The 19,630-nt window shown below is 71.2% G+C and carries 21 protein-coding genes and 1 riboswitch; of the genes, 4 read left to right on the top strand and 17 right to left on the bottom strand.

Annotation, left to right across the window (positions count from 1 at the left end; genetic code table 11):
• Positions 1–38 precede the first annotated feature (38 nt).
• From gcvP to BLT28_RS14765, 13 genes are all read right to left on the bottom strand, one after another.
• Positions 39–2,936 (bottom strand): aminomethyl-transferring glycine dehydrogenase, encoded by a 2,898-nt coding sequence (gene gcvP, locus BLT28_RS14705; protein WP_030429531.1) that lies wholly within the window; start codon positions 2,934–2,936, stop codon positions 39–41.
• 184 nt (positions 2,937–3,120) lie between these two features.
• A riboswitch (glycine riboswitch) is annotated at positions 3,121–3,234 on the bottom strand.
• A 113-nt stretch (positions 3,235–3,347) separates the two neighbouring features.
• On the bottom strand, positions 3,348–3,851 hold the full coding sequence (locus BLT28_RS14710) for a MerR family transcriptional regulator (RefSeq protein WP_231950786.1): 504 nt from the start codon (positions 3,849–3,851) through the stop codon (positions 3,348–3,350).
• 567 nt (positions 3,852–4,418) lie between these two features.
• The gene (locus tag BLT28_RS14715; protein WP_030429529.1) at positions 4,419–4,892 is read right to left on the bottom strand and encodes a bifunctional nuclease family protein; all 474 of its coding nucleotides are present in this window, start codon (positions 4,890–4,892) and stop codon (positions 4,419–4,421) included.
• 114 nt (positions 4,893–5,006) lie between these two features.
• On the bottom strand, positions 5,007–5,732 hold the full coding sequence (gene ftsR, locus BLT28_RS14720) for a transcriptional regulator FtsR (RefSeq protein WP_030429528.1): 726 nt from the start codon (positions 5,730–5,732) through the stop codon (positions 5,007–5,009).
• Positions 5,733–5,746: 14 nt separating this feature from the next.
• Entirely contained in the window at positions 5,747–6,199 is a 453-nt protein-coding gene (gene garA, locus BLT28_RS14725; protein WP_030429527.1) for a glycogen accumulation regulator GarA, read from the bottom strand.
• Between the two features lie 130 nt (positions 6,200–6,329).
• A complete protein-coding gene (gene gcvH / locus BLT28_RS14730; protein ID WP_030429526.1) occupies positions 6,330–6,713 on the bottom strand; it encodes a glycine cleavage system protein GcvH in 384 nt (127 codons plus the stop codon).
• Between the two features lie 44 nt (positions 6,714–6,757).
• Positions 6,758–7,450: a DUF881 domain-containing protein gene (locus tag BLT28_RS14735; RefSeq protein ID WP_043811433.1), complete on the bottom strand. Its 693-nt coding sequence runs from the start codon at positions 7,448–7,450 to the stop codon at positions 6,758–6,760.
• 3 nt (positions 7,451–7,453) lie between these two features.
• Complete coding sequence (locus BLT28_RS14740) at positions 7,454–7,786, bottom strand: small basic family protein (protein ID WP_030429524.1); 333 nt, start codon at positions 7,784–7,786, stop codon at positions 7,454–7,456.
• Positions 7,787–7,790: 4 nt separating this feature from the next.
• On the bottom strand, positions 7,791–8,639 hold the full coding sequence (locus tag BLT28_RS14745) for a DUF881 domain-containing protein (protein WP_052407298.1): 849 nt from the start codon (positions 8,637–8,639) through the stop codon (positions 7,791–7,793).
• Positions 8,632–9,270, bottom strand: coding sequence for a CDP-alcohol phosphatidyltransferase family protein (locus tag BLT28_RS14750; RefSeq protein ID WP_407638803.1), 639 nt, complete (start codon positions 9,268–9,270; stop codon positions 8,632–8,634). The genes BLT28_RS14745 and BLT28_RS14750 overlap by 8 nt, the downstream gene beginning before the upstream one ends.
• A gap of 116 nt (positions 9,271–9,386) precedes the next feature.
• Positions 9,387–9,623 carry a hypothetical protein gene (locus BLT28_RS14755; protein WP_081900305.1) on the bottom strand — a complete coding sequence of 79 codons (237 nt, stop codon included), beginning with the start codon at positions 9,621–9,623 and terminating at the stop codon, positions 9,387–9,389.
• A 292-nt stretch (positions 9,624–9,915) separates the two neighbouring features.
• Entirely contained in the window at positions 9,916–10,590 is a 675-nt protein-coding gene (locus tag BLT28_RS14760; RefSeq protein ID WP_030429520.1) for a hypothetical protein, read from the bottom strand.
• A 121-nt stretch (positions 10,591–10,711) separates the two neighbouring features.
• Positions 10,712–11,431, bottom strand: coding sequence for a DUF6319 family protein (locus BLT28_RS14765; RefSeq protein WP_030429519.1), 720 nt, complete (start codon positions 11,429–11,431; stop codon positions 10,712–10,714).
• Between the two features lie 124 nt (positions 11,432–11,555).
• On the opposite strand from BLT28_RS14765, the gene BLT28_RS14770 reads away from it, so the two are divergent.
• Positions 11,556–11,906, top strand: a complete 351-nt coding sequence (locus tag BLT28_RS14770) for a hypothetical protein (RefSeq protein ID WP_030429518.1) — start codon at positions 11,556–11,558, stop codon at positions 11,904–11,906.
• Between the two features lie 12 nt (positions 11,907–11,918).
• Positions 11,919–12,713: a 23S ribosomal RNA methyltransferase Erm gene (gene erm, locus BLT28_RS14775; protein WP_052407297.1), complete on the top strand. Its 795-nt coding sequence runs from the start codon at positions 11,919–11,921 to the stop codon at positions 12,711–12,713.
• 391 nt (positions 12,714–13,104) lie between these two features.
• Here the strand turns inward: erm and BLT28_RS14780 are convergent, their stop codons facing one another.
• The 3 genes from BLT28_RS14780 to BLT28_RS14790 form a co-directional block, all read right to left on the bottom strand.
• Positions 13,105–13,491 carry a hypothetical protein gene (locus tag BLT28_RS14780; protein WP_030429516.1) on the bottom strand — a complete coding sequence of 129 codons (387 nt, stop codon included), beginning with the start codon at positions 13,489–13,491 and terminating at the stop codon, positions 13,105–13,107.
• Between the two features lie 198 nt (positions 13,492–13,689).
• Positions 13,690–14,505 carry an rRNA adenine N-6-methyltransferase family protein gene (locus BLT28_RS14785; protein ID WP_043811430.1) on the bottom strand — a complete coding sequence of 272 codons (816 nt, stop codon included), beginning with the start codon at positions 14,503–14,505 and terminating at the stop codon, positions 13,690–13,692.
• Between the two features lie 52 nt (positions 14,506–14,557).
• The gene (locus tag BLT28_RS14790) at positions 14,558–15,364 is read right to left on the bottom strand and encodes a lysophospholipid acyltransferase family protein (protein WP_052407296.1); all 807 of its coding nucleotides are present in this window, start codon (positions 15,362–15,364) and stop codon (positions 14,558–14,560) included.
• Positions 15,365–15,510: 146 nt separating this feature from the next.
• Here BLT28_RS14790 and BLT28_RS14795 point away from each other — a divergent pair, with 146 nt between their 5' ends.
• Together BLT28_RS14795 and BLT28_RS14800 are read left to right on the top strand one after the other, a co-directional pair.
• Complete coding sequence (locus BLT28_RS14795) at positions 15,511–17,895, top strand: cation-translocating P-type ATPase (protein ID WP_030429513.1); 2,385 nt, start codon at positions 15,511–15,513, stop codon at positions 17,893–17,895.
• A 246-nt stretch (positions 17,896–18,141) separates the two neighbouring features.
• The gene (locus tag BLT28_RS14800; RefSeq protein ID WP_030429512.1) at positions 18,142–18,966 is read left to right on the top strand and encodes a glutamate ABC transporter substrate-binding protein; all 825 of its coding nucleotides are present in this window, start codon (positions 18,142–18,144) and stop codon (positions 18,964–18,966) included.
• Here BLT28_RS14800 and BLT28_RS14805 read toward each other — a convergent pair.
• The gene (locus BLT28_RS14805) at positions 18,953–19,630 is read right to left on the bottom strand and encodes a metal-dependent transcriptional regulator (RefSeq protein ID WP_030429511.1); all 678 of its coding nucleotides are present in this window, start codon (positions 19,628–19,630) and stop codon (positions 18,953–18,955) included. The two genes, BLT28_RS14800 and BLT28_RS14805, sit on opposite strands and share 14 nt — an antisense overlap.

The following is a 19,630-nucleotide window of genomic DNA, read 5'->3' on the forward strand; positions in this document are numbered from 1 at the left end:
GAAGGGTAACCCCTCCCCGCATGAGCCAGCCAGGTGTTTCAGTCGCCGTAGGCGCTCAGCGGCGGGCAGGAGCAGACCAGGTTGCGGTCGCCCTTCGCGCCGTCGATGCGCCGGACCGGCGGCCAGATCTTCGGCGCGCCGGTGCCGACCGGGTAGACCGCCTCGGCCCGGGTGTAGGGGTGCGACCACTCCCCGGTCAGGCACGCCGCGGTGTGCGGGGCGTTGCGCAGCGGGTTGTCGTCCACCGGCCACTCGCCGGAGCCGACCCGGTCGATCTCCGCCTTGATGGAGATCATGGCGTCGCAGAAGCGGTCCAGCTCCGCCAGGTCCTCGCTCTCGGTCGGCTCGACCATCAGCGTGCCCGCCACCGGGAAGGACATCGTCGGCGCGTGCATGCCGTAGTCGGCCAGCCGCTTGGCCACGTCGTCCACGGTCACGCCGGTGGCCTTGGTGATCGGCCGCAGGTCGAGGATGCACTCGTGGGCGACGAAACCGCCCTCGCCGGTGTACAGAACGGGGAAGTGCTCGTCGAGCCGCCGCGCCACGTAGTTGGCCGCCGCGACCGCGGTCAGGGTCGCCCTGCGCAGGCCGTCCCCGCCCATCATCCGCACGTAGGCCCAGGAGATCGGCAGGATCGACGCGCTGCCCCAGGGGGCCGCCGAGATCGGGCCGACACCGGTGGCCGGGCCCGCGGTGGGCTGCAGCGGGTGGTTGGGCAGGAACGGCGCGAGGTGCTCGCGCACGCCGATCGGGCCGACGCCGGGGCCGCCACCGCCGTGGGGGATGCAGAAGGTCTTGTGCAGGTTCAGGTGCGAGACGTCCGAACCGAACTTGCCCATGCGCGCCAGGCCGATCAGCGCGTTGAGGTTCGCGCCGTCCACGTAGACCTGGCCACCCGCGTCGTGCACCAGCGCGCAGACCTCGCGCACCGTGTCCTCGTACACGCCGTGGGTGGACGGGTAGGTGATCATGATCGCCGACAGGTCGTCGCGGTGTTCGTCCACAGTGGACCTAAGGTGGTCCATGTCGATGTTGCCGTTGTCGTCGCAGCGGACCACGACCACCCGCATGCCAGCCATGACCGCGCTGGCGGCGTTCGTGCCGTGCGCGCTGGACGGGATCAGGCAGACGTCGCGCGCGTCCTGCCCCTGGCTGCGGTGGTAGGCACGGATCGCCAGCAGGCCGGCGAACTCGCCCTGGCTGCCCGCGTTCGGCTGGATGCTCACCGCGTCGTAGCCGGTGACCTCGGCCAGCCACCGCTCCAGGTCGCCGATCAGGCCGGTGTAGCCCTCGGCGTCGGCGACCGGGGCGAAGGGGTGCACGTCGGCGAAGCCGGGCCAGGTGATCGGCTCCATCTCCGCGGTGGCGTTGAGCTTCATCGTGCACGAGCCCAGCGGGATCATGCTGCGGTCCAGCGCGACGTCCTTGTCGGACAACGAGCGCAGGTAGCGCAGCAGCGCGGTCTCCGAGCGGTGCGTGTGGAACACCGGGTGGGTCAGGTACTCGGAGGTCCTGCGGAACTCGGCGGGGATCGCGTCCGCGGTGTCCGCGTCCAGGACGTCCACATCGGACACGACGACGCCGAACGCCTTCCACACGAGGGACAGGTGGTCGCGCGTGGTGGTCTCGTCGCAGGCGATGCCCACGTGGTCGGCGTCGACGAGGCGCAGGTTCACGCCGTGCTCGCGCGCGGTGCCGACGATCTCCGCGGCGCGGCCGGGGACCTTGGCCAGCACGGTGTCGAAGAACTCGCCGTGCACGACCTCGATGTTGTTCTCGCACAGCCCGGCGGCGAGCACGGTGGCCATCCGGTGCGCGCGGGCGGCGATCATCTTGAGGCCGTCCGGGCCGTGGTAGACCGCGTACATCGACGCGATCACCGCGAGCAGCACCTGCGCGGTGCAGATGTTGCTGGTCGCCTTCTCGCGGCGGATGTGCTGTTCACGGGTCTGCAACGCCAGGCGGTAGGCGGGGTTGCCGTCCGCGTCCACGCTCACGCCGACGAGACGGCCGGGCAGCTGCCGCTCCAGTCCCTTGCGCACGGCCATGTAGCCGGCGTGCGGGCCGCCGAAGCCCATCGGGACCCCGAAGCGCTGCGAGGTGCCGACCACCACGTCCGCGCCCTGCTCCCCCGGCGCGCGCAGCAGGGTCAGCGCCAGCAGGTCCGCGGCGACGGCGACGAGCGCGCCCTGCGCGTGCGCCTCCTCGATCACCGAGCCGAGGTCGCGGACCGCGCCGGAGGCTCCGGGGTAGGACAGCAGCACGCCGAAGTAGTCGCCGCCGAGGCCGAGGCCCTCGATGCCCTGCGACAGGTCAGCCACCACGACCTCGATGCCCAGCGGCTCCGCGCGGGTCTCGATCACCGCGAGGGTCTGCGGCAGCGTGTCCGCGTCCACCACGAACTTCGCCGACTTCGAGCGGCCCGCGCGGCGCAGCAGCGTCATCGCCTCGGCCGCGGCCGTGCCCTCGTCCAGCATCGACGCGTTCGCCACGTCCATGCCGGTCAGGTCGGCGACCATGGTCTGGAAGTTCAGCAGCGCCTCGAGCCGCCCCTGGGAGATCTCCGGCTGGTAGGGCGTGTACGCGGTGTACCAGGCCGGGCTCTCCAGCACGTTGCGGCGGATCACCGGCGGGGTGATCGTGCCGTAGTAGCCCAGACCGATCATCTGCACGGCCAACCGGTTGCGCCCGGCCAGCTCGCGCAGCTCGGCCAGCGCCTGGGCCTCCGTCGCCGGGGCGGGCAGGGCCAGCGTCAGGTCCTTCTCGTGGATGCTCGACGGCACCGCGCGCTGGGCCAGCTCCTCCAGCGAGCCCACGCCCACCACGTCCAGCATCCGCGCCAGCTCGGCGGGCCGGGGACCGACGTGGCGGTCGGCGAACGGGGTGCCGTGCTCCAGCGCGGCCAGCGGGATGCGGTCGGGGGTGGGCTGGGTCATGCTCTCGCCTCCGGCAAGGGGTTCAGGGCGCGCGGCCGGGCGGGTGCCCGGTGTGGGCCCTCCCCCTCTGTCCGTACCCGTTCCCGGGTGCCTGAGAGCTTCGCCCGGGGCTCCGGGCTTGCACCGTCGGCGGGGCACCTGCACCCGGGCTGGGACTCCCGGGCGCGCCCGCTTTCCAGAGGCGTCTGCCCACGCGGTCCTGGGTGCCTGAGAGGTTCCGGGGAGGAGTTGCTCCTTCGGCGCCGTTCCTGGGTACCGGGTCGACCCGGCCCGTCACGGTCTCTCCCGCGTGGGATCAGCGACTACGCGCGAATCCTACCTGGAGTGCCGGCCTCCCCCCGCCAACTGTGACGCGACACGGTCCCGGCCGGGCAGCGGCGTCTCCACGACCCCGAACCGGCTGGACCGGGGTCAGCCGATGCGGCGGGCGCGGCGCTGGGACAGCTCGTCGGGGGTGTCGGGCAGCCACTCGCCGCCGTCGGCGCGCTCGGCGGGGAAGGCGTGGATGGTGCCGCTGATCTCCCGCATGGCGCCGCTGACGGCGATGCCGAACACGCCCTGACCGCCCTGGAGCAGGTCGACGACCTCCTCCGGCGAGGTGCACTCGTAGACCGTGGTGCCGTCGCTGAACAACGTGATCCTGGCCAGGTCCTGCACGCCACGGCTGCGCAGGTGCTCCACGGCCACCCGGATGTTCTGCAGCGAGACCCCGGTGTCCAGCAGCCGCTTGACCACCTTCAGCACCAGGATGTCCTTGAACGAGTACAGCCGCTGGCTGCCGGAGCCGTGCGCGCTGCGGATCGTCGGCACCACCAGGTCGGTGCGGGCCCAGTAGTCCAGCTGGCGGTAGGTGATCCCGGCGATCTGGCACGCGGCCGGGCCGCGGTAGCCGACCATCTCGTCAGGCAGGGTCATGTCAGGGAACAGCTCGCCCTGCTCGCCAGCGCCCAACCGGATTGGCGCCTGTTCGCCCACGCCTGCCTCCCCTCGGCCGGCCAGCAGACCGGCGCCGCCGGCTGTGTGGACCGATCCACTTCGGTCCGCCGGCCGCGGCATCCACCCGGTGGACTACACCGGAAGGACTCGCTCGGTCTCGACGGTAGAACCGGCCAGGGAGACGGTCAACGCGACGCGCGGGCAACAGGAACCCTCAACTCGGGGTCGAGGGTTCTTCCCGCGGGGGTGACCGCGGACGCGGAGGGGGCCACCAAGATCACGCCTAGCCTGGCACGACCCCGGTCAGGCCGCAGGACAGGACGGTTCCCCGCAGCTCCACGACCCGTGAATGAAAGTTGCAGTGCGAGTATTGCACGCCCCACTGCGCCGCAGGCACCCACCCGGCCACTCGCCGGGGCACCCCATCTTGACCCAGCGGGACGCGGGCGCGGGCGACGACGCGCGGGACGTCCGCCACACCTCGGGCGGACATGACAACGCCCCGGATCTGCACGTTGCAGGTCCGAGGCGGGCAGAAAAACCGAATCAGCTCTCCGGGGCGGCGAAGTCCTCGGGCGAGACGTTGTCGAGGAACTCGCGGAACTTCTCCACCTCGTCCTCCTGCTCGTCCGGGATGACCAGGCCGGCCTCGGCCAGCACCGACTCCTCGGCGTGGATCGGCACCCCGATCCGCAGCGCCAGCGCCACCGAGTCACTGGGCCGCGCCGAGACCCGCAGGTCCCCGTCGAAGACCAGCTCGGCGAAGAAGGTGCCCTCCTGCAGGTCGGTGATCCGCACCTGCTCCAGCTCCCGGCCGAGCGCCCCGATCACGTCCTTGAGCAGGTCGTGGGTCAGCGGCCGGGCCGGCCGGACGCCCTGCTGCTCCAAGGCGATGGCCGTGGCCTCGACCGAGCCGATCCAGATCGGCAGGTACCGATCGCCCTCGGTCTCGCGCAGCAGCAGGATCGGCTGGTTGTGGGGCAGTTCGACCCGCACCCCGACGACGCGCATCTCGCTCATCGGATCTCGCCTCCTCCAGTGCTCTCCACGTTCGAAAAACCTCGCCTGTATCGAGCATCCCGCACCGTCACCGCCGACGCTACCCGCGATCCGGCTGGCATGCCGCGCACATTCTCAGCCCTTGGCCACACCGCGCAGCCCGGCCTTGACCAGCATGCCGTGCAACGACACCGACAACGCCGCCAGCCGGTCCAGTATTTCCTCCGCCCGCTCCCGCGCCCGCGGATTCTGTTGGCGCAGAACGGGAGCGACGATCTGTTCGAGCAGGGCCACCTCGCGGTCGGCGGAGGAGCGGAACCCGCGCAGGTGCCGGGGCTCGATGCCGAAGCCGGTCAGCTCCTTCGCCGTGCGCGCGATCGGCACCGCGTCCTGCTCGTAGAACCCCGCCGCCCCCGGGCGGACCAGGCCGTACTGCTCCAGCTCGCCGAGCAGCGCCTCCCCGACACCGCTGGCGTCGAGGAACTCCTCCCTGGTCAGCCGCCTGCGCCGGGCGGCGTCCGGCGGCTCGGGGCGGGCCGGGGGCTCCGGCACCACCGACAGCTGCGCCGCCGCCGGGTCGGTGCCGTTCTCCGCCAGGTCCGCCGCGTCCAGCTGCTCCTTGATCACCTTCAACGGGAGGTAGTGGTCCCGTTGCGCGGCAAGGACGAACCGCAGCCGCTCGATATCGGCCTTGGCGAACTGGCGGTAGCCGGAGGACGTGCGCGCCGGACGGACCAGTCCCTCCGACTCCAGGAAGCGGATCTTGGAGATCGTCACCTCCGGGAACTCGGACCGCAGCTGTGCGAGCACCGCTCCGATGCTCGAACCCCCGCTGTTGGCCCGTCCGGCCGCCGCCGTCATCTCGCAGCTGTCCTCTAGTTGTTCGGGCCCGTCAGGAAGACGAGCCGGAACTTGCCGATCTGCACCTCGTCGCCGTTGGCCAGGACCGCGGTGTCCACCGGGGCCCGGTTCACGTAGGTGCCGTTGAGGCTGCCGACGTCGACCACGACGAAGTCCGAACCCTCGCGGCGGAACTCAGCGTGCCGCCGGGAGACCGTGACGTCGTCGAGGAAGATGTCGCTGTCGGGGTGCCGGCCCGCACTGGTGGTGTCCCGGTCCAGCAGGAACCGGGAACCCGCGTTGGGACCGCGCTTGACCACCAGCAGCGCCGAACCGGACGGCAGGGCGTCGACACCCGAGACCGGGGGTTCGGGGGCAGGAGGCGCCTCGGCGCCCTCAACGTCAGCGAGGAAGTCGGCGCGGAAGACCGACGTCTGTTCCGGCGCCCGCTCCGGCGGGACGCCGCCGGGCCCGTCGTTCTGGCTCACCTGAGCTCTCCTCGTCCTGGATGAATCCTGCGAAGTGTCGGTCAAACCTACCGTGCCGCTCGTCGCAGGCCCGGCCTGGCTCCTCCGCTTGCCGAACAGCCGTCGAAAGATCGATATCACGCTTCGCCGATCAGCCTTCGTTGATCTTTCCACGGTACCCGGCCGCGTCGAGCAGGCCGTCCACCGCGGACGGGTCGTCGAGCTTGAGCTCCACCAGCCAGCCGTCGCCGAAGGCGTCGGTGTTGATGGTCTCCGGTGCGGTCACCACGGCCTCGTTCACCGCGACGACCTCGCCCGCCAGCGGGGCGTAGATGTCGGAGACGCTCTTGGTGGACTCCACCTCGCCGAGGACGTCCTCGGCCGCGACCTTCTTGCCAAGGTCGGGCAGCTGCACGAAGACCACGTCACCCAGCTGGTTCTGGGCGTAGTCGGTGATGCCGATCCGCACGGTGTCCTCACCCGTGCGAGCGACCCATTCGTGCTGCTCTGTGTACCTCAAGTCCTCGGGAACCACCGAGCGTTCTCCTCCCGTCCCGTACGCAAACCGGCTCGCGACTGTCAACCGGCCGGGCGAGCGTATTTGTGGCTGCGCGCGGGCCGCAAGGCGGTGATCTCCACACGCTCGCTCTGCACGACGCGGGAGCCACCACCGGCCCGTTCCACGGAGTCCACCACGCCGCCCGGGATGTTCAGCGCTTGTGCAAGCGTAGGGGGGTCCCCCACCGCCGCGATCACGTAGGGCGGCGACAGGTCCGTTCCGTCCAGCCGGACGCGCCCGGCGGCTCCGCCGAACGCCGAGTCGACCCCGGTCCGCACCGGGCCGACCTGCACCGTCTCGGCCCCGGCCGCGCGCAGCTCCTGCAGCGCGTCCAGCAGCGTCTCCGGCCCGACCTTGCCCCGCGGATCGGTGATCTCCACCCGCACGCCCGGTCCGGCCGCCGCCACGGTGCCCGCCAGCACGCCGAGCGCGGTGGCCCTGCGCCTGGCCTCCTCCAGCGCGGCGCCCGCGCCCTGGCCGCTGGCCCGGAGCCTGCGCAGCGTCGCCTCGGACTCGGCGATCTCCTTGTGCAACGCGGCCTCCCGCTGGCGCAGCCCGTCCAGCAGCACCACGAGGTCCTGCGGGCGTTGGTCGGCGAGGCCGTCCCCGGCGCGGGTCCTGCGCACCTGGGTGACCAGCGCGAGCCCCAGCGCCAGGCACAGCACCGCGATCAGCGTTCCGGACAGCAGCCGGTGTCCCCTGGGATCAGCCATGCCTCACGCCTTGAAGAGGTGCCTGCGGATGGCCGAGGCGTTGCCGAAGATCCGGATTCCGAAGACCACCACCACCGCCGTCGACAGCTGCCCTCCGACGCCCAGCTCGTCGCCCAGCAGCACGATCAGCGCGGCGATCAGCACGTTGGAGACGAACGAGACCACGAAGACCTTGGCGTCGAAGATCTCGTCGAGCCGGGCCCGCAGCCCGCCGAAGACCGCGTCCAGCGCGGCCACGACGGCGATCGGCAGGTACGGCTGGATCCAGTCGGGCACGGTCGGGTCCAGCCACAGGCCGAGCACGACCCCGACGGCGAGGGCGATCACGCCGATCACCTGACTACCTCCCTGGCGTGGTGGGTGGGGCGATGGGCGCGGCGGGGGCCACCGCGAGCCTGGGCTCGTCGGCGGGCGCCCCGGCCAAGCGCAGCTCCGGTACCCGCTCCACGGTGAACGTGGTGCCGTAGAGCTGGGCGAACGTGGTGAACCGGCCGTGGCCGTCGGTGCCGACGAAGCGGGTCTCCAGCTCCTCGGGGTTGCCGATCGCCTCCAGCACGTACGGCTGGGTGACCGGCCGGTTGTCCACGAGCATGCCGCCCGCCTGGCGCACCGCCGCCCTCGGCTGCAGCCGGTGCCCGCCGACCGCGACCGCCTCGGCACCGCTCGCCCACAGCGAGTTGACCAGCACCTGGAGATCGCGGTCGAGGATGTTCTCGCGCGAGCGGGTCCGCCGCCGCTCCGGCGGGTCGCCCACGGTGACGCGCAGCCCGGGACCGGTGACCGGCACCGCGGCGGTGGCGCGTTCGAGCCGGGTCAGCTGGTCGAGCACCGCCCGGCCCTGACCGTCGCCGGCGAGCGCGGCGGTGCGCGCCTCGTCGAGCTGCTTCGCGAGCGCGGCGGCCCGGCGGGCCAGCGCCTCGGTGTCGGCGCGTTCGGCGCGCACGCCCGCGACCAGCCCGCGCTTGGTCTCCTCCGCGCCGGGCTGGCGCGCCGCGGCGTTGGTCGCCGCGACTCCCAGCAGGGAGCCCAGGAGCAGCGCGCCCACCGCGAACCACACCCGCTGGGCGAGCCACGGCACCGGCCGACCGGCGCGCCTGCGGTGCGCCGCCGCGTACCCGGCGTCGAGGTGGTCGCCGAGCAGCTGGCGCAGCAGCGAGCTGCTCAGGTCGTAGCGCGGCCGCTCAGGCACCCGTGAGCGCCCCCGTCCCCGGGACCTTGCCCTTGCGGATCGCCGCGGCCAGCTGGACCAGGTAGAGCACGCCCGCCCACAGGTAGAGCAGCACGCCCCAGATGGTGAAGCCGTAGGCGATCGGCCGCGCGATCTCCGCCAGCGTGGACGTGCCGTCGGCGAGCAGCAGGAACGGGAAGGCGTAGAGCAGCACGAAGGTGGCCGCCTTGCCGGTGTAGTGCACCTCGAAGGCGCCGTAGCCGTAACGGCGCAGCACCAGCAGGCTCAGGCCCAGCACCGCCTCGCGGCCGACCAGGGCGAGGATCACCCACCAGGGCAGGATCTCCCGGATCCCGAAGGCGATCAGCGTGGCCAGGATGTAGAGCCGGTCCGCGGCGGGATCGAGCATGGCGCCGAGCTTGCTGCCCTGGTTGAGCCAGCGCGCGAGCTTGCCGTCGAGCCAGTCGGTGAACCCGCCGACGGCGAGCACGATGATCGCGAGCACGTCCTCCCTCGGGCCGAGCAACAGCCACAGGAAGAGGGGCACGCCCGCGAGGCGCAGCATGCTGAGGATGTTCGGGATGGTCCAGACGCGGTCGGACTGGGGCAGTTCCCCGCCGGACGGGGTCGCCGTTCCCGCTTCGCGTTCCACCTGGACTCCTCGACCGCAGACGCGGCGGAGCCGGGGAACGGGGAGGCGCGCCGCGTTTCGCCCGCACCCGCTTGCGCGGCAAGCCTGCCACACGGCGGAGTGCCGGGCGCGGGAGGCTACAGGCGGGTGCGGCTCCAGCCGCGGCGCTGCAGGTCCGCGTGGCTCATCAGGGTGGGACGGCCGCGGTCGTCGACACCGACCCAGTGGCTGCGGCCGTGGCCGCCTTCGAGGACGTAGGCGTGACCGCCGCTCCAGACCACGCTGCACGGCGCGGTGGGCAGGCTGGCGCCCCTGGTCGTCTTCCGGTCTGTGACCGGGTCCTCGGCGATCGCGATGGCGGCTTCTGCGCTCATGACGGACATGACTCCTTGGCTGGCGAGCCCTGTGCTCGGGCTCCGTGTTTGATGTCGGCCCGCTCCCGTGAGGTGTTAGCGGCGACACAGGAATTGTGGACCGCGCCGCCCGGGAAGACGGCGGTTTCCCGGGCGGCAGCGCCCACCGGGCGAAGCGCGTCGCCCAGCAGCAGCGGGGTGAGCGTCGCGACGGTCACACCACCGACCACCGGACTGCCGTTCACCGATGATCAACGGCCGGACGGCGGCGCCCCGCCTTCACCCCGGCCGATAAACGCCTGGTCAGAGGGGGTTATGGGGTCCAGGTGATCGGCGACTTGCCGATCGCCTGGCGGTAGACCACGCTGCCCGGCTCCGCGCCCTCCGGCAGCAGGTGGATGTCGCAGGTGGTGTGCTCCTGGTCGCTCGACCAGCCGCTCGGGACGCTCTTGATCGGGCAGGCGTCGAGCTTCAGCCCACCGATCGCGATCACGATCAGCCGCCCGCCGGGCTTGTTCGTCTTGTCGACGACGCTGAACCGGGACGGCGTGGTCATACCGCTGCTGAGCGTGCCCTCCATCCGGTTCACCAGCTTGTAGGTCAGGTAGTAGGGCACCTTGCCCGCGGAGGTCTTCTCCTCGATCTTCAGCCCGGCCGCCGCCAGCTCCTGGAAGTTGCCCTTCTCGACCTTCACCGGGACGACGCCGACGGTGTAGACCTTCGAGCTGGAGTCGTGCTCGATCACGGCCTCCTGGCCGTACTTGAGCGTGGTCCCCGGCTCGGTCAGCGGTTTGGTCGCCTTGCCCGCGGGCTCCACCGAGGTGCTCGGGGAGGCGGTGCGGCCGGAGCTGGAGCTCGGCGGCGGGGCCGCGGCGGCGACCGCCTCGCCGGTCTGGGGCCGGGCGCAGGCGGTGCTCGTGGTCAGTGCGAGGGCGGCGACGGCGAGGACGGCGGTCGCGCCGCGCCGCGGACTGGCGATCGTGGACACCTGGACTCCTGGGGGCCGGAGACGGGAAGTGCCGGGAACGGCACTCCCGGGTGAGACCCCCGATCGTGTTACCCCGTTCCCGGCACTGTGGTGACGCAGGTCACCCTTTCGTGCGGAAGGCTCAGCCCTCCAGCTCCTGCAGCGCCTCCTCGGCGGCGGCGAGTTCGGCGCGCAGCGCCTCGACCCGGGCCGCGTGCCGCTCGCGGGCGGCGGCCAGCACGGACTCGATGGCCTCGGCGGCCTCCTCGTCCAGCGCCTTGGCGACCTGGCCGACCGCGGCCGGGGTGATCGGGGCGGGCTTGGACTTCTTCTTGCCGGAGACGACCTCGATCGTCCACTCGCCCTCGGCGTTGGCGGACAGGGTCACGGTCAGCTCGGCGCCCGCGGCGGACACCTGCTTCTTGGCCGCGGGCTTGGCCTTCGGCTTGGCCGGGGCGGGCGCCGGAGCGGCCTCGGCGGCGGGGGTCTCCGTGCTCGCCGTGCTCGCCGGGGTGGCCTCCTGGTTCTGCGGGGTGGCGGGTGCCTGCTGCTCGGTGGGAGCGGTCACCGTGTTGTCCTCTCGGTCGTGCGCGGTCTGGCTGGGGTTCCTGCGGGGCGGCTTGACCATGCTCACCTCGGCCGGGTTGAAGGACAGCACGTCCATCGAGCCGGTCGGGCGGATCTGGATGAAGTCACCCTCGTCCGGATCGGTGAGGGCCATGATCTTGCCGGAACGCCCTTGCTCCACCCCCACCGCGGCGTCGGTGAACCAGACGACCGGCAGACGACCCGAGTCCAGCTCGGCGCGAATGTGGGCGATGTCCTGCTCGGACAGACCCGACAGGGTGGAAGTTGGGGGCATTGCCTCTCCTTAGTGCTTCTTGCGGGGGTTTCCCGCGGGCCGGCGCATGCGTGACGGCCAGGCGCAGGATGCCGTAAGGCACCGACAGTCTCCGCACCGAGGGCGAGGCAGGCATGATCTAGGCATGACCTTGCAGCGCCTGTGGCTCGCCGACGTGGACGGCAACCTCATCCAGCCCTCGGCCATCACCCTGTTGACCCTGCGGTCCAAGTACGGCGAGCGCGCCCGCCCGGACACCCCGCAGGACGTCACCCTGCACGCCGAGCTCGGCGTGCCCGACGACGACGGCGACCTGCACACGCACGCGCTCACCCCGGCGCTGCCGTACGCCGGTGCCGCGGAGATGCGCAAGCAGCTGGTGCAGCTGCTGGCCAGGCTCGGCGACACCGAGACGCCCGCGATCATCCAGGTTTCCTTGCAGGACAACGTCATCCGCTGGACGGTGGACCGGCTCTCACCGCCGTCGGAGGCGTGAGAGGCTGTCCCCGTGTCGACGCGCCGCAGTGAACGGGATCAGAACCGCCGGGTCTACGGGCAGAACTTCCTCCGCGACCCGAAATCGCTGCGGCGCATGGTCGACGTGGCCCGGGTCGGCCGGGAGGACCTGGTCTTCGAGGTCGGCGCGGGCGAGGGCGTGCTGACCGAGGTGCTGGCCGAGCGCGCCCGCTACGTCGTCACCCACGAGGTGGACCCGTACCTGGCCCGTGCGCTGGAGCCGAAGCTGCGCCGGTGGGACAACGTCGAGCTGGACTTCGGCGACTTCCTGGGGGTGCTGCCCGCCGCGGAGCCGTTCAAGGTGGTCGCCAACATCCCGTACTCGGTCACCTCGGCGATCGTGGACTGGTGCCTGGACGCGCGGTACCTGACCTCGGCGACGCTGATGACCCAGCTGGAGTACGCGCGCAAGCGCAGCGGCTGGTACGGCCGGTGGAGCCAGCGGACCGTGGAGACCTGGCCGCTGTTCTCCTGGGAGCTGTGCGGCAAGATCCCCCGCGAGCACTTCCGCCCCATCCCGAAGGTCGACTCCGGCATCCTGCACATCACCCGCAGGGAGAAGCCGCTGCTGCGGCCCAGGGAGCTGCGCGACTACGAGAAGCTGGTGGCTCTCGGCTTCACCGGCATCGGCGGGAGCCTCCGCGCCTCACTGTCCAAAATGTACTCGCCGAAGCGGGTCGCGAAGGCGTTCGACGAGGTGGGCCTGCGCCAGGACACCGTGGTCGCCTTCGCCCACCCGGACGTCTGGGTCGAGCTCTACCGCGCCCTCAACCCGACCCGCCGCTAGAGCACACGCACCACACCGCTTCGCGGCCGTCGACGAACATCCGCTCTCCCGGAGCAGCGGGCCCAGCTCGGCGTCGCCCCTGGGAGTGACGACCAGCGGACCGTGGCCTGGTACTCGGTCGTCGTAGTCTTTCGTGCGGTCGCTCAGCGCCAGTGCTGCGGGCACCTGCAACGGCCGTTTGTCCAGCTACACCAACGGCATGGCCGAATGCTGACCCACCCTCCGGCCTCGCTCCAGCACATCCACCCGCACGAGATCTCATTGCGCGGTCACGACGCGGGCCACGAATGCCGCGTTTGGTGCGTTGAACGCACTGAATGAGTCATTCGGTGCGTTCAACTACCCCAATGACTCATTCAGTGCGTAAACCACGGTCAGGTCGGGTTGGGGGCTAGTCGTCGACCCAGATGACCTCCCTGCCGTCGACGAACATCCGGCCTCCGTGGGAGCGCGGGCGGGGCTCGGTGTCGCTGCGCTCCAACCAGCCCTCGTCGATGAGCAGCCGGGTGAACTGGTACTCGAGATCGTGCAGTCTCCGAACGAAATCGGCCCAGTCGGTGAGCACGTAAGGAAGGTCCTCCGGCAGCGCGGTGTCGATCGACAGCGCGAACAGCACCGACAACTGGTGGGGCAGCAGCTCACGCACTTCGAGGACGTTCTTCACTTTCAGCTCGCCCTGCGGAGCGAGCGGAAGATCGTGGTAGTCGTCCGCGTTGTCGCTCAACTTCAGTGCGGCGGGCACTGGCAACGGTGGTTTGTCCAGGTACACCAACGGCATGGCCGAATGCTGACCCACCCTCCGGCCTCGCTCCAGCACATCCACCCGCACGAGACCTCATTGCGCACCCCGCAAACGACTCATCAAGTGCGGTCACAACGCGGGCCGCCAATGCCGCGTTTGGTGCGTTGAACGCACTGAATGAGTCATTCGGTGCGTTCAACTACCCCAATGACTCATTCAGTGCGCAAGCCACGGTCAGGTCTTGTCGAGGGTCTTGGGGATCGCGGGCCAGCTGAGCGTCTTGTCCTCGCCGAGGACCTTGGCGATCTGGCTCCACTGCTGGATGGTCACCACCTCGGCGGGCGCTCCGCCGGGGACGCCGACCTCGGTCATCAGCCGCTTGGCGCGGTTGCCGGGGATGGAGTTGGCCAGGACGGTGCGGGCACCGCGCTCGGGGGCGCCGTAGGCGGCGTGCAGCAGGGTCCACAGGACGCGGTCGGTCTGCCGGGTGAAGCCCTCGCGGCGGCGGATCGACACGTGGGCGGCGTCGCCGCGCAGGTTGGGCTGGAAGTTCGTCGCGGGCAGCCGCCTGCGGACCCGGATGTCGAACCGGGAGGACCACCAGGCCACCTCCAGCGCGCTGGGGTGGGCCGCGGTGAGCTTCTTCGCCACGCCGAACTCCAGCGCCAGCTCGGCCCCGGCGAACGGACTGCTCGGCGGGTTGAGCAGGCGGCGCAGGACGTCGTCGGCGACCAGCTTGGGCAGGCTGGAGACCACCCAGAACTTCCTGCGCGGCAACGGGATCGAGCGCGGGTCACCGTCGACGACGCGCACCTTCTCCGCGGTGGCGAACTTCTTGGTCAGCCGTTCGACGAAGCCGCGGTCCCGCTCGACGGCGAGGACCCTGGCGCCGGTCTCGGCCAGCGGCGCGGTGATCGAGCCGACGGCGGCACCGAAGTCGATCACGAGGTGGTCCTGGCCGATCCCGGCGGAGGCGACCAGCTCGGCACCCACCTGCTTGGAGCGGAGGAAGTGGAGGCCGGATGCGGTGGAACGGGGCCCACGGGACAAGCGGCACCACCATCACGAGAAGGGAAACGAGCAGCCGTGATGGTACCTGCCCTCAGGCGGGCACCTTGGACACGGCCTCCTCGGCGGCCAGGGACAGGGCGCGGCGGTCGGCGCCCTCGCGCGGCACGGCGGGCATCAGCCGCAGGTGCACCACGAGGCCGCGGGCGCCGAGGGTGCGGCGCATCGCGGTGCCCATGCTCTCGTCGCCGAGGAAGGACGCGGCCGCGGTGGGCCTGCCGTCGTCGAGCCGGTAGTCCAGCAGCACCGGGCGCACCGGCACACCCGCGTCGACCGCCGCCTGGAACAGGGCGGGGCGGAAGCGGCCCTTGGCGGGCTCGCAGAAGGTGGTGCCCTGGGGGAAGGCGGCCACGGTGGTGCCCTCCCGCAGCGCGGCGGTGACCTGGCCGACGACGCCGGGCAGCTGGGACAGCCTCGGCCGGTCGATGAAGATCGTGCCCGCGCCGCGGGCCAGCCCGCCGATGATCGGGATCTCGCCGATGCCGGTCTTGGAGACCACGCGCATCGGCACGGCCGCCATCAGCACCACCGGGTCCAGCCAGGACACGTGGTTGGCCACCAGCAGGGCCGGACCGGCCGGGCCCGGTTCGGAGTCGTGCACCTCGACGCGGAGGCCGAGCGCGCGCAGCAGCATGCGGCACCACGAGGACATCAGGCGGCGCCCGCGCTCCGGGCTGACCAACCGCTGGACCGAGAGCACCGGGATCGCGGCGAGCAGGACGCCCAGCGCCATCAGCACGCGCCACACCCGGGTCGTCGGCCACACCTGCGGCGCGGCTCCCGGTGCGTCGATGCAGCCCTGGCCGCAGGGCGATACGGGCATCCAGCCGGAGCTCGTCATGGTGGCGGTCCCCCAGTAGCTTGGTGTCCAGTCCTCCGGGGGCGGAATGGTAGGCCGCTGCGCCTGAGAGCGTTCAGGCAGGTGACCTCCCGTTCCGGGTGGCACCGCTCTCAGCGGGACGCCCGTACCATCGCGGCGTGTCGACAATGGGAACTCCGGTCACCACCGACGAGGTCGATCCGCGGCGCGGGCTCACCGCGGACCAGGTGCGCAGGCGGGTGGCGGCGGGCCAGACCAACGACGTGCCCGCGCGGGCCAGCCGCACGGTGGGCGAGATCGTCCGGGCGAACGTGTTCACCCGGATCAACGCCATCTTCGCGGTGCTCTTCGGCATCATCGTGGCCATCGGCCGGGTGATCCCGGACGGGTTGTTCGGCCTGCTGATCATCGCCAACAGCGCCATCGGCATGATCCAGGAGCTGCGCGCGAAGAAGACGCTGGACCAGCTCGCCATCGTGGGCCAGGCCAAGCCGGTGGTGCGCAGGGACGGCGCCGCGGTCGAGGTGGCACCGCACGAGGTGGTGCTCGACGACGTCATCGAGCTGGGCCCCGGGGACAAGATCGTGGTCGACGGGATCGCCCTGGCGGGTGAAGGGCTCGAGGTCGACGAGTCGCTGCTGACCGGCGAGTCCGACCCGGTGCTGAAGCAGCCGGGCGACCAGGTGCTCTCCGGCAGCTTCGTGTGCGCGGGCACCGGCACCTACCGCGCGACGAAGGTCGGGCGCGAGGCGTACGCGGCAAAGCTCGCCGAGGAGGCCAGCAAGTTCACCCTGGTGTCCTCGGAGCTGCGCTCCGGTATCGACAAGATCCTGCGGTTCATCACCTTCCTGCTGATCCCCGCGGGCGCGCTGAGCATCTACAACCAGCTGTTCAACAACTCGCAGGCGCTGCCGGACGCGCTCAGCGGCATGGTCGCCGCGCTGGTGCCGATGGTGCCGGAGGGGCTGATCCTGCTGACCAGCATGGCCTTCGCGGTCGGCGTGATCCGGCTGGGCAAGCGGCAGTGCCTGGTGCAGGAGCTGCCCGCGATCGAGGGCCTGGCCCGGGTCGACACGGTGTGCGCGGACAAGACGGGCACGCTCACCGAGAACGGCATGCGCCTGTCCGAGGTGCGCGTGCTCGACCCCGCGGCCAGGGTGCACGAGGCGCTGGCGGCGCTGGCCGTCGCCGATCCGCGTCCCAACGCGAGTCTGGAAGCGATCGCGGAGGCGCATCCGGACGCACCGGGCTGGCAGCTCACCGCGGCGGCGCCGTTCTCCTCCGCGCGCAAGTGGAGCGGGGCGAGCTTCGCCGACGAGGGCGACTGGGTGCTCGGCGCCCCGGACGTGCTGCTCGCCGAGGACGACCCGGTGCGGGCGGAGGCGGAGCGCACGGGCGCGCAGGGGCTGCGCGTGCTGTTGCTGGGCCGCAGCTCGCTCGCGGTGGACGACGCGCAGGCGCCGGGCGTGGTGACACCGGTGGCGCTGGTCGTGCTGGAGCAGCGGATCAGGCCGGACGCCAAGGACACGCTGGACTTCTTCGCCGAGCAGAACGTGGCCGTCAAGGTCATCTCCGGGGACAACGCGCTGTCGGTCGGCGCGGTCGCGGGCTCCCTCGGCCTGCCCGGTGCCGAGCGGCCGGTGGACGCGCGGACCCTGCCGGACAAGCGGAACCAGCTGGCCGACACCGTCGAGGGCGCCGCGGTCTTCGGCCGGGTCACGCCGGGTCAGAAGCGCGCCATGGTCGGGGCGTTGCAGTCCAAGGGGCACACCGTCGCGATGACCGGCGACGGTGTGAACGACGTGCTGGCGCTCAAGGACGCCGACATCGGCGTCGCCATGGGCGCCGGCAGCCCGGCCACCCGCGCGGTCGCGCAGATCGTGTTGCTGGACAACAAGTTCGCCACGCTGCCGCACGTGGTGGCCGAGGGCCGCCGGGTGATCGGCAACATCGAGCGGGTCTCGAACCTGTTCCTCACCAAGACGGTGTACTCGGTGCTGCTGGCCTTCATGGTCGGCATCGCCCAGCTGCCGTACCCGTTCCTGCCGAGGCACGTGACGATCCTCGGCTGGTTCACCATCGGTCTGCCCGCCTTCTTCCTGGCACTGGCGCCGAACTACGAGCGGGCGCGCAGCGGCTTCGTCTCGCGGGTGATGCGGATGGCGATCCCGGCGGGTGCGGTGATCTCCGTCGCGGCATTTGTGACCTATCTCAACGCGCACGCCACTCCGGGTGTGACGGTGGTCCAGGCGAGTACCGGAACGTTCATCGCGTTGGGCGGGATCGCGCTCTGGGTGTTGATGATCGTGGCCCGGCCGTATGTCTGGTGGAAGCTCGTGCTGCTGGCCGCGATGTTCTCCATGTATCTCGGGCTGTTGTTGATCCCGGTCAGCCAGTCCTTCTTCCAGCTCGACCCGTCCAATGCCGCCGTGGTCACTCCGGCGCTGGTCAGCGTGCTGATCGGGGTGGTGCTGATCGAGGCGTTCTGGTGGATCGACGGGCGGATCCGGGGCGAGCGGCGGCAGCTGTTCGGCGCTCCCGAACTCGACTGAGAACACGGATGCGAACGGCGGGCCGGTATTCGGCCCGCCGTTTTTCCTGCACGAGGTAGGACACCGACCGGTAAAGAACACACATCCGTTTCACCGACGGAATTCACGATCTTGTTTCGGTCGGGCGACGGGTCATGATCACGACTTGACCGTCCCGGGGACGCGGAATACTTTCGCGTAACGACATGGTCCCCGTATTCCGGCGTGCGCCGAGGGGGGCGAGCGTTTTCTCGCTAGGAGCGCGGTGTGAGATTCCGGTTCGGTGCTGCCCTGCTCGCCCTCGCCCTGCTCGGCGCGGGCTGCGCGAGCGCGGGGGACAGGAACTCGGTGGTCGCGCGGGCGGCGGCCGAGGACAAGCTCACCATCGGCATCCGGTTCGACCAGCCCGGGCTCGGGCGCAAGATCACCGACACCTGGTTCGAGGGCTTCGACGTCGACGTCGCGGTCTACGTCGCGAGAGAACTGGGCGTGCGCAAGGAGAACATCGTCTGGAAGGAGGCCAGGACCCCCGACCGCGAGGCGATGATCCAGGACGGCCGGGTGGACCTGGTGGTGGCCAGCTACTCGATCACCGACGCGCGCAAGCAGCGGGTGGGCTTCGCCGGGCCGTACTTCATCGCGGGCCAGGGGCTGCTGGTCAGCCAGAGCACCACGAACATCACCGGGCCGGAGTCGCTCAACGGCAAGAAGCTGTGCTCGGTCAAGGACTCCACCTCCGCGCAGAAGGTGAAGGAGCGCTACGCCAAGGGGGCGCAGCTGGTGGAGTACTTCCGCTACAGCGAGTGCGTGAACGCGTTGCTGGTGCGCAACGTGGACGCGGTCACCACCGACGACGTGATCCTCGCCGGGTACGCCACCCAGCACCCGGAGCTGCTGAAGCTGGTCGGCAAGCCGTTCAGCGAGGAGCGCTACGGCATCGGGCTGCGCCGCGAGGACGCCGACGGCCGGGCGCGGATCAACGCGGCCATCGAGAAGATGATCTCCAGCGGGGAGTGGCGGAAGTCCATCGAGAAGCACCTGGGCCCGTCCGGCTACCCGGTGCCCGCCGCCCCGGCGATCACGGAGCGGTAGTCGGCACCCGGATCAGCAGCACCGCGGTCACCTCGGTGCCGAGGGAGTGCGTGCGCTCCCCCACCCGGACCACCAGCGGGCCGCCGAAGGGCTGGCGCTCCAGCACCTCGATCCGCGCGCCCAGGGTGATCCCGTTGTGCGCCAGGTACCGCAGGATCTCCGGGTTGGTGTCCCAGACCCTGGCCACCTCCCCGGTCGCCCCGGGTTCGAGGTCGCGCAGCAGGTGCGTCGGCGGCTGCTCCACCGAGCCGTCCGCAGCCGGGATCGGGTCGCCGTGCGGGTCGTGGGTGGGGTCGCCGAGCTTGGCCGAGATCCGCTCGACGAGGGAGTCGGAGACGGCGTGTTCGAGCACGTCCGCCTCCACGTGCACCTCGTCCCAGGTGTAGCCCAGCTCCTCGACCAGGTACAGCTCGATCAGCCGGTGCCTGCGCAGCACGTCGCACGCGGCGCGCCTGCCCGGCTCGGTCAGCTCCACCCCGTGGTAGGGCACGTGCGTGACCAGGCCGAGGTCGGCGAGCTTGGCCACCATGCCGGACACCGAGGAGGGGCTGACCCGCAGCCGTTTCGCGAGGGTGGCGTTGCTGACCTCGACCCCGCGTTCGACGAGCCCGTAGATCGCCCGCAGGTAGTCCTCGATCGCAGACGAGGGCCGCTTGGTCGCCAT

The sequence above is a fragment of the Allokutzneria albata genome (assembly GCF_900103775.1).
GTDB lineage: Bacteria > Actinomycetota > Actinomycetes > Mycobacteriales > Pseudonocardiaceae > Allokutzneria > Allokutzneria albata.

Bases quoted from the DNA above. Each gene is read 5' to 3' on its own strand.
- gcvP (WP_030429531.1), bottom strand. From the start codon at position 2,936: ATGACCCAGCCCACCCCCGACCGCATCCCGCTGGCCGCGCTGGAGCAC.
- BLT28_RS14710 (WP_231950786.1), bottom strand. From the start codon at position 3,851: ATGACCCTGCCTGACGAGATGGTCGGCTACCGCGGCCCGGCCGCGTGC.
- BLT28_RS14715 (WP_030429529.1), bottom strand. From the start codon at position 4,892: ATGAGCGAGATGCGCGTCGTCGGGGTGCGGGTCGAACTGCCCCACAAC.
- ftsR (WP_030429528.1), bottom strand. From the start codon at position 5,732: ATGACGGCGGCGGCCGGACGGGCCAACAGCGGGGGTTCGAGCATCGGA.
- BLT28_RS14735 (WP_043811433.1), bottom strand. From the start codon at position 7,450: ATGGCTGATCCCAGGGGACACCGGCTGCTGTCCGGAACGCTGATCGCG.
- BLT28_RS14755 (WP_081900305.1), bottom strand. From the start codon at position 9,623: ATGAGCGCAGAAGCCGCCATCGCGATCGCCGAGGACCCGGTCACAGAC.
- BLT28_RS14765 (WP_030429519.1), bottom strand. From the start codon at position 11,431: ATGCCCCCAACTTCCACCCTGTCGGGTCTGTCCGAGCAGGACATCGCC.
- BLT28_RS14770 (WP_030429518.1), top strand. From the start codon at position 11,556: ATGACCTTGCAGCGCCTGTGGCTCGCCGACGTGGACGGCAACCTCATC.
- BLT28_RS14780 (WP_030429516.1), bottom strand. From the start codon at position 13,491: ATGCCGTTGGTGTACCTGGACAAACCACCGTTGCCAGTGCCCGCCGCA.
- BLT28_RS14790 (WP_052407296.1), bottom strand. From the start codon at position 15,364: ATGACGAGCTCCGGCTGGATGCCCGTATCGCCCTGCGGCCAGGGCTGC.
- BLT28_RS14795 (WP_030429513.1), top strand. From the start codon at position 15,511: ATGGGAACTCCGGTCACCACCGACGAGGTCGATCCGCGGCGCGGGCTC.
- BLT28_RS14805 (WP_030429511.1), bottom strand. From the start codon at position 19,630: ATGGCGACCAAGCGGCCCTCGTCTGCGATCGAGGACTACCTGCGGGCG.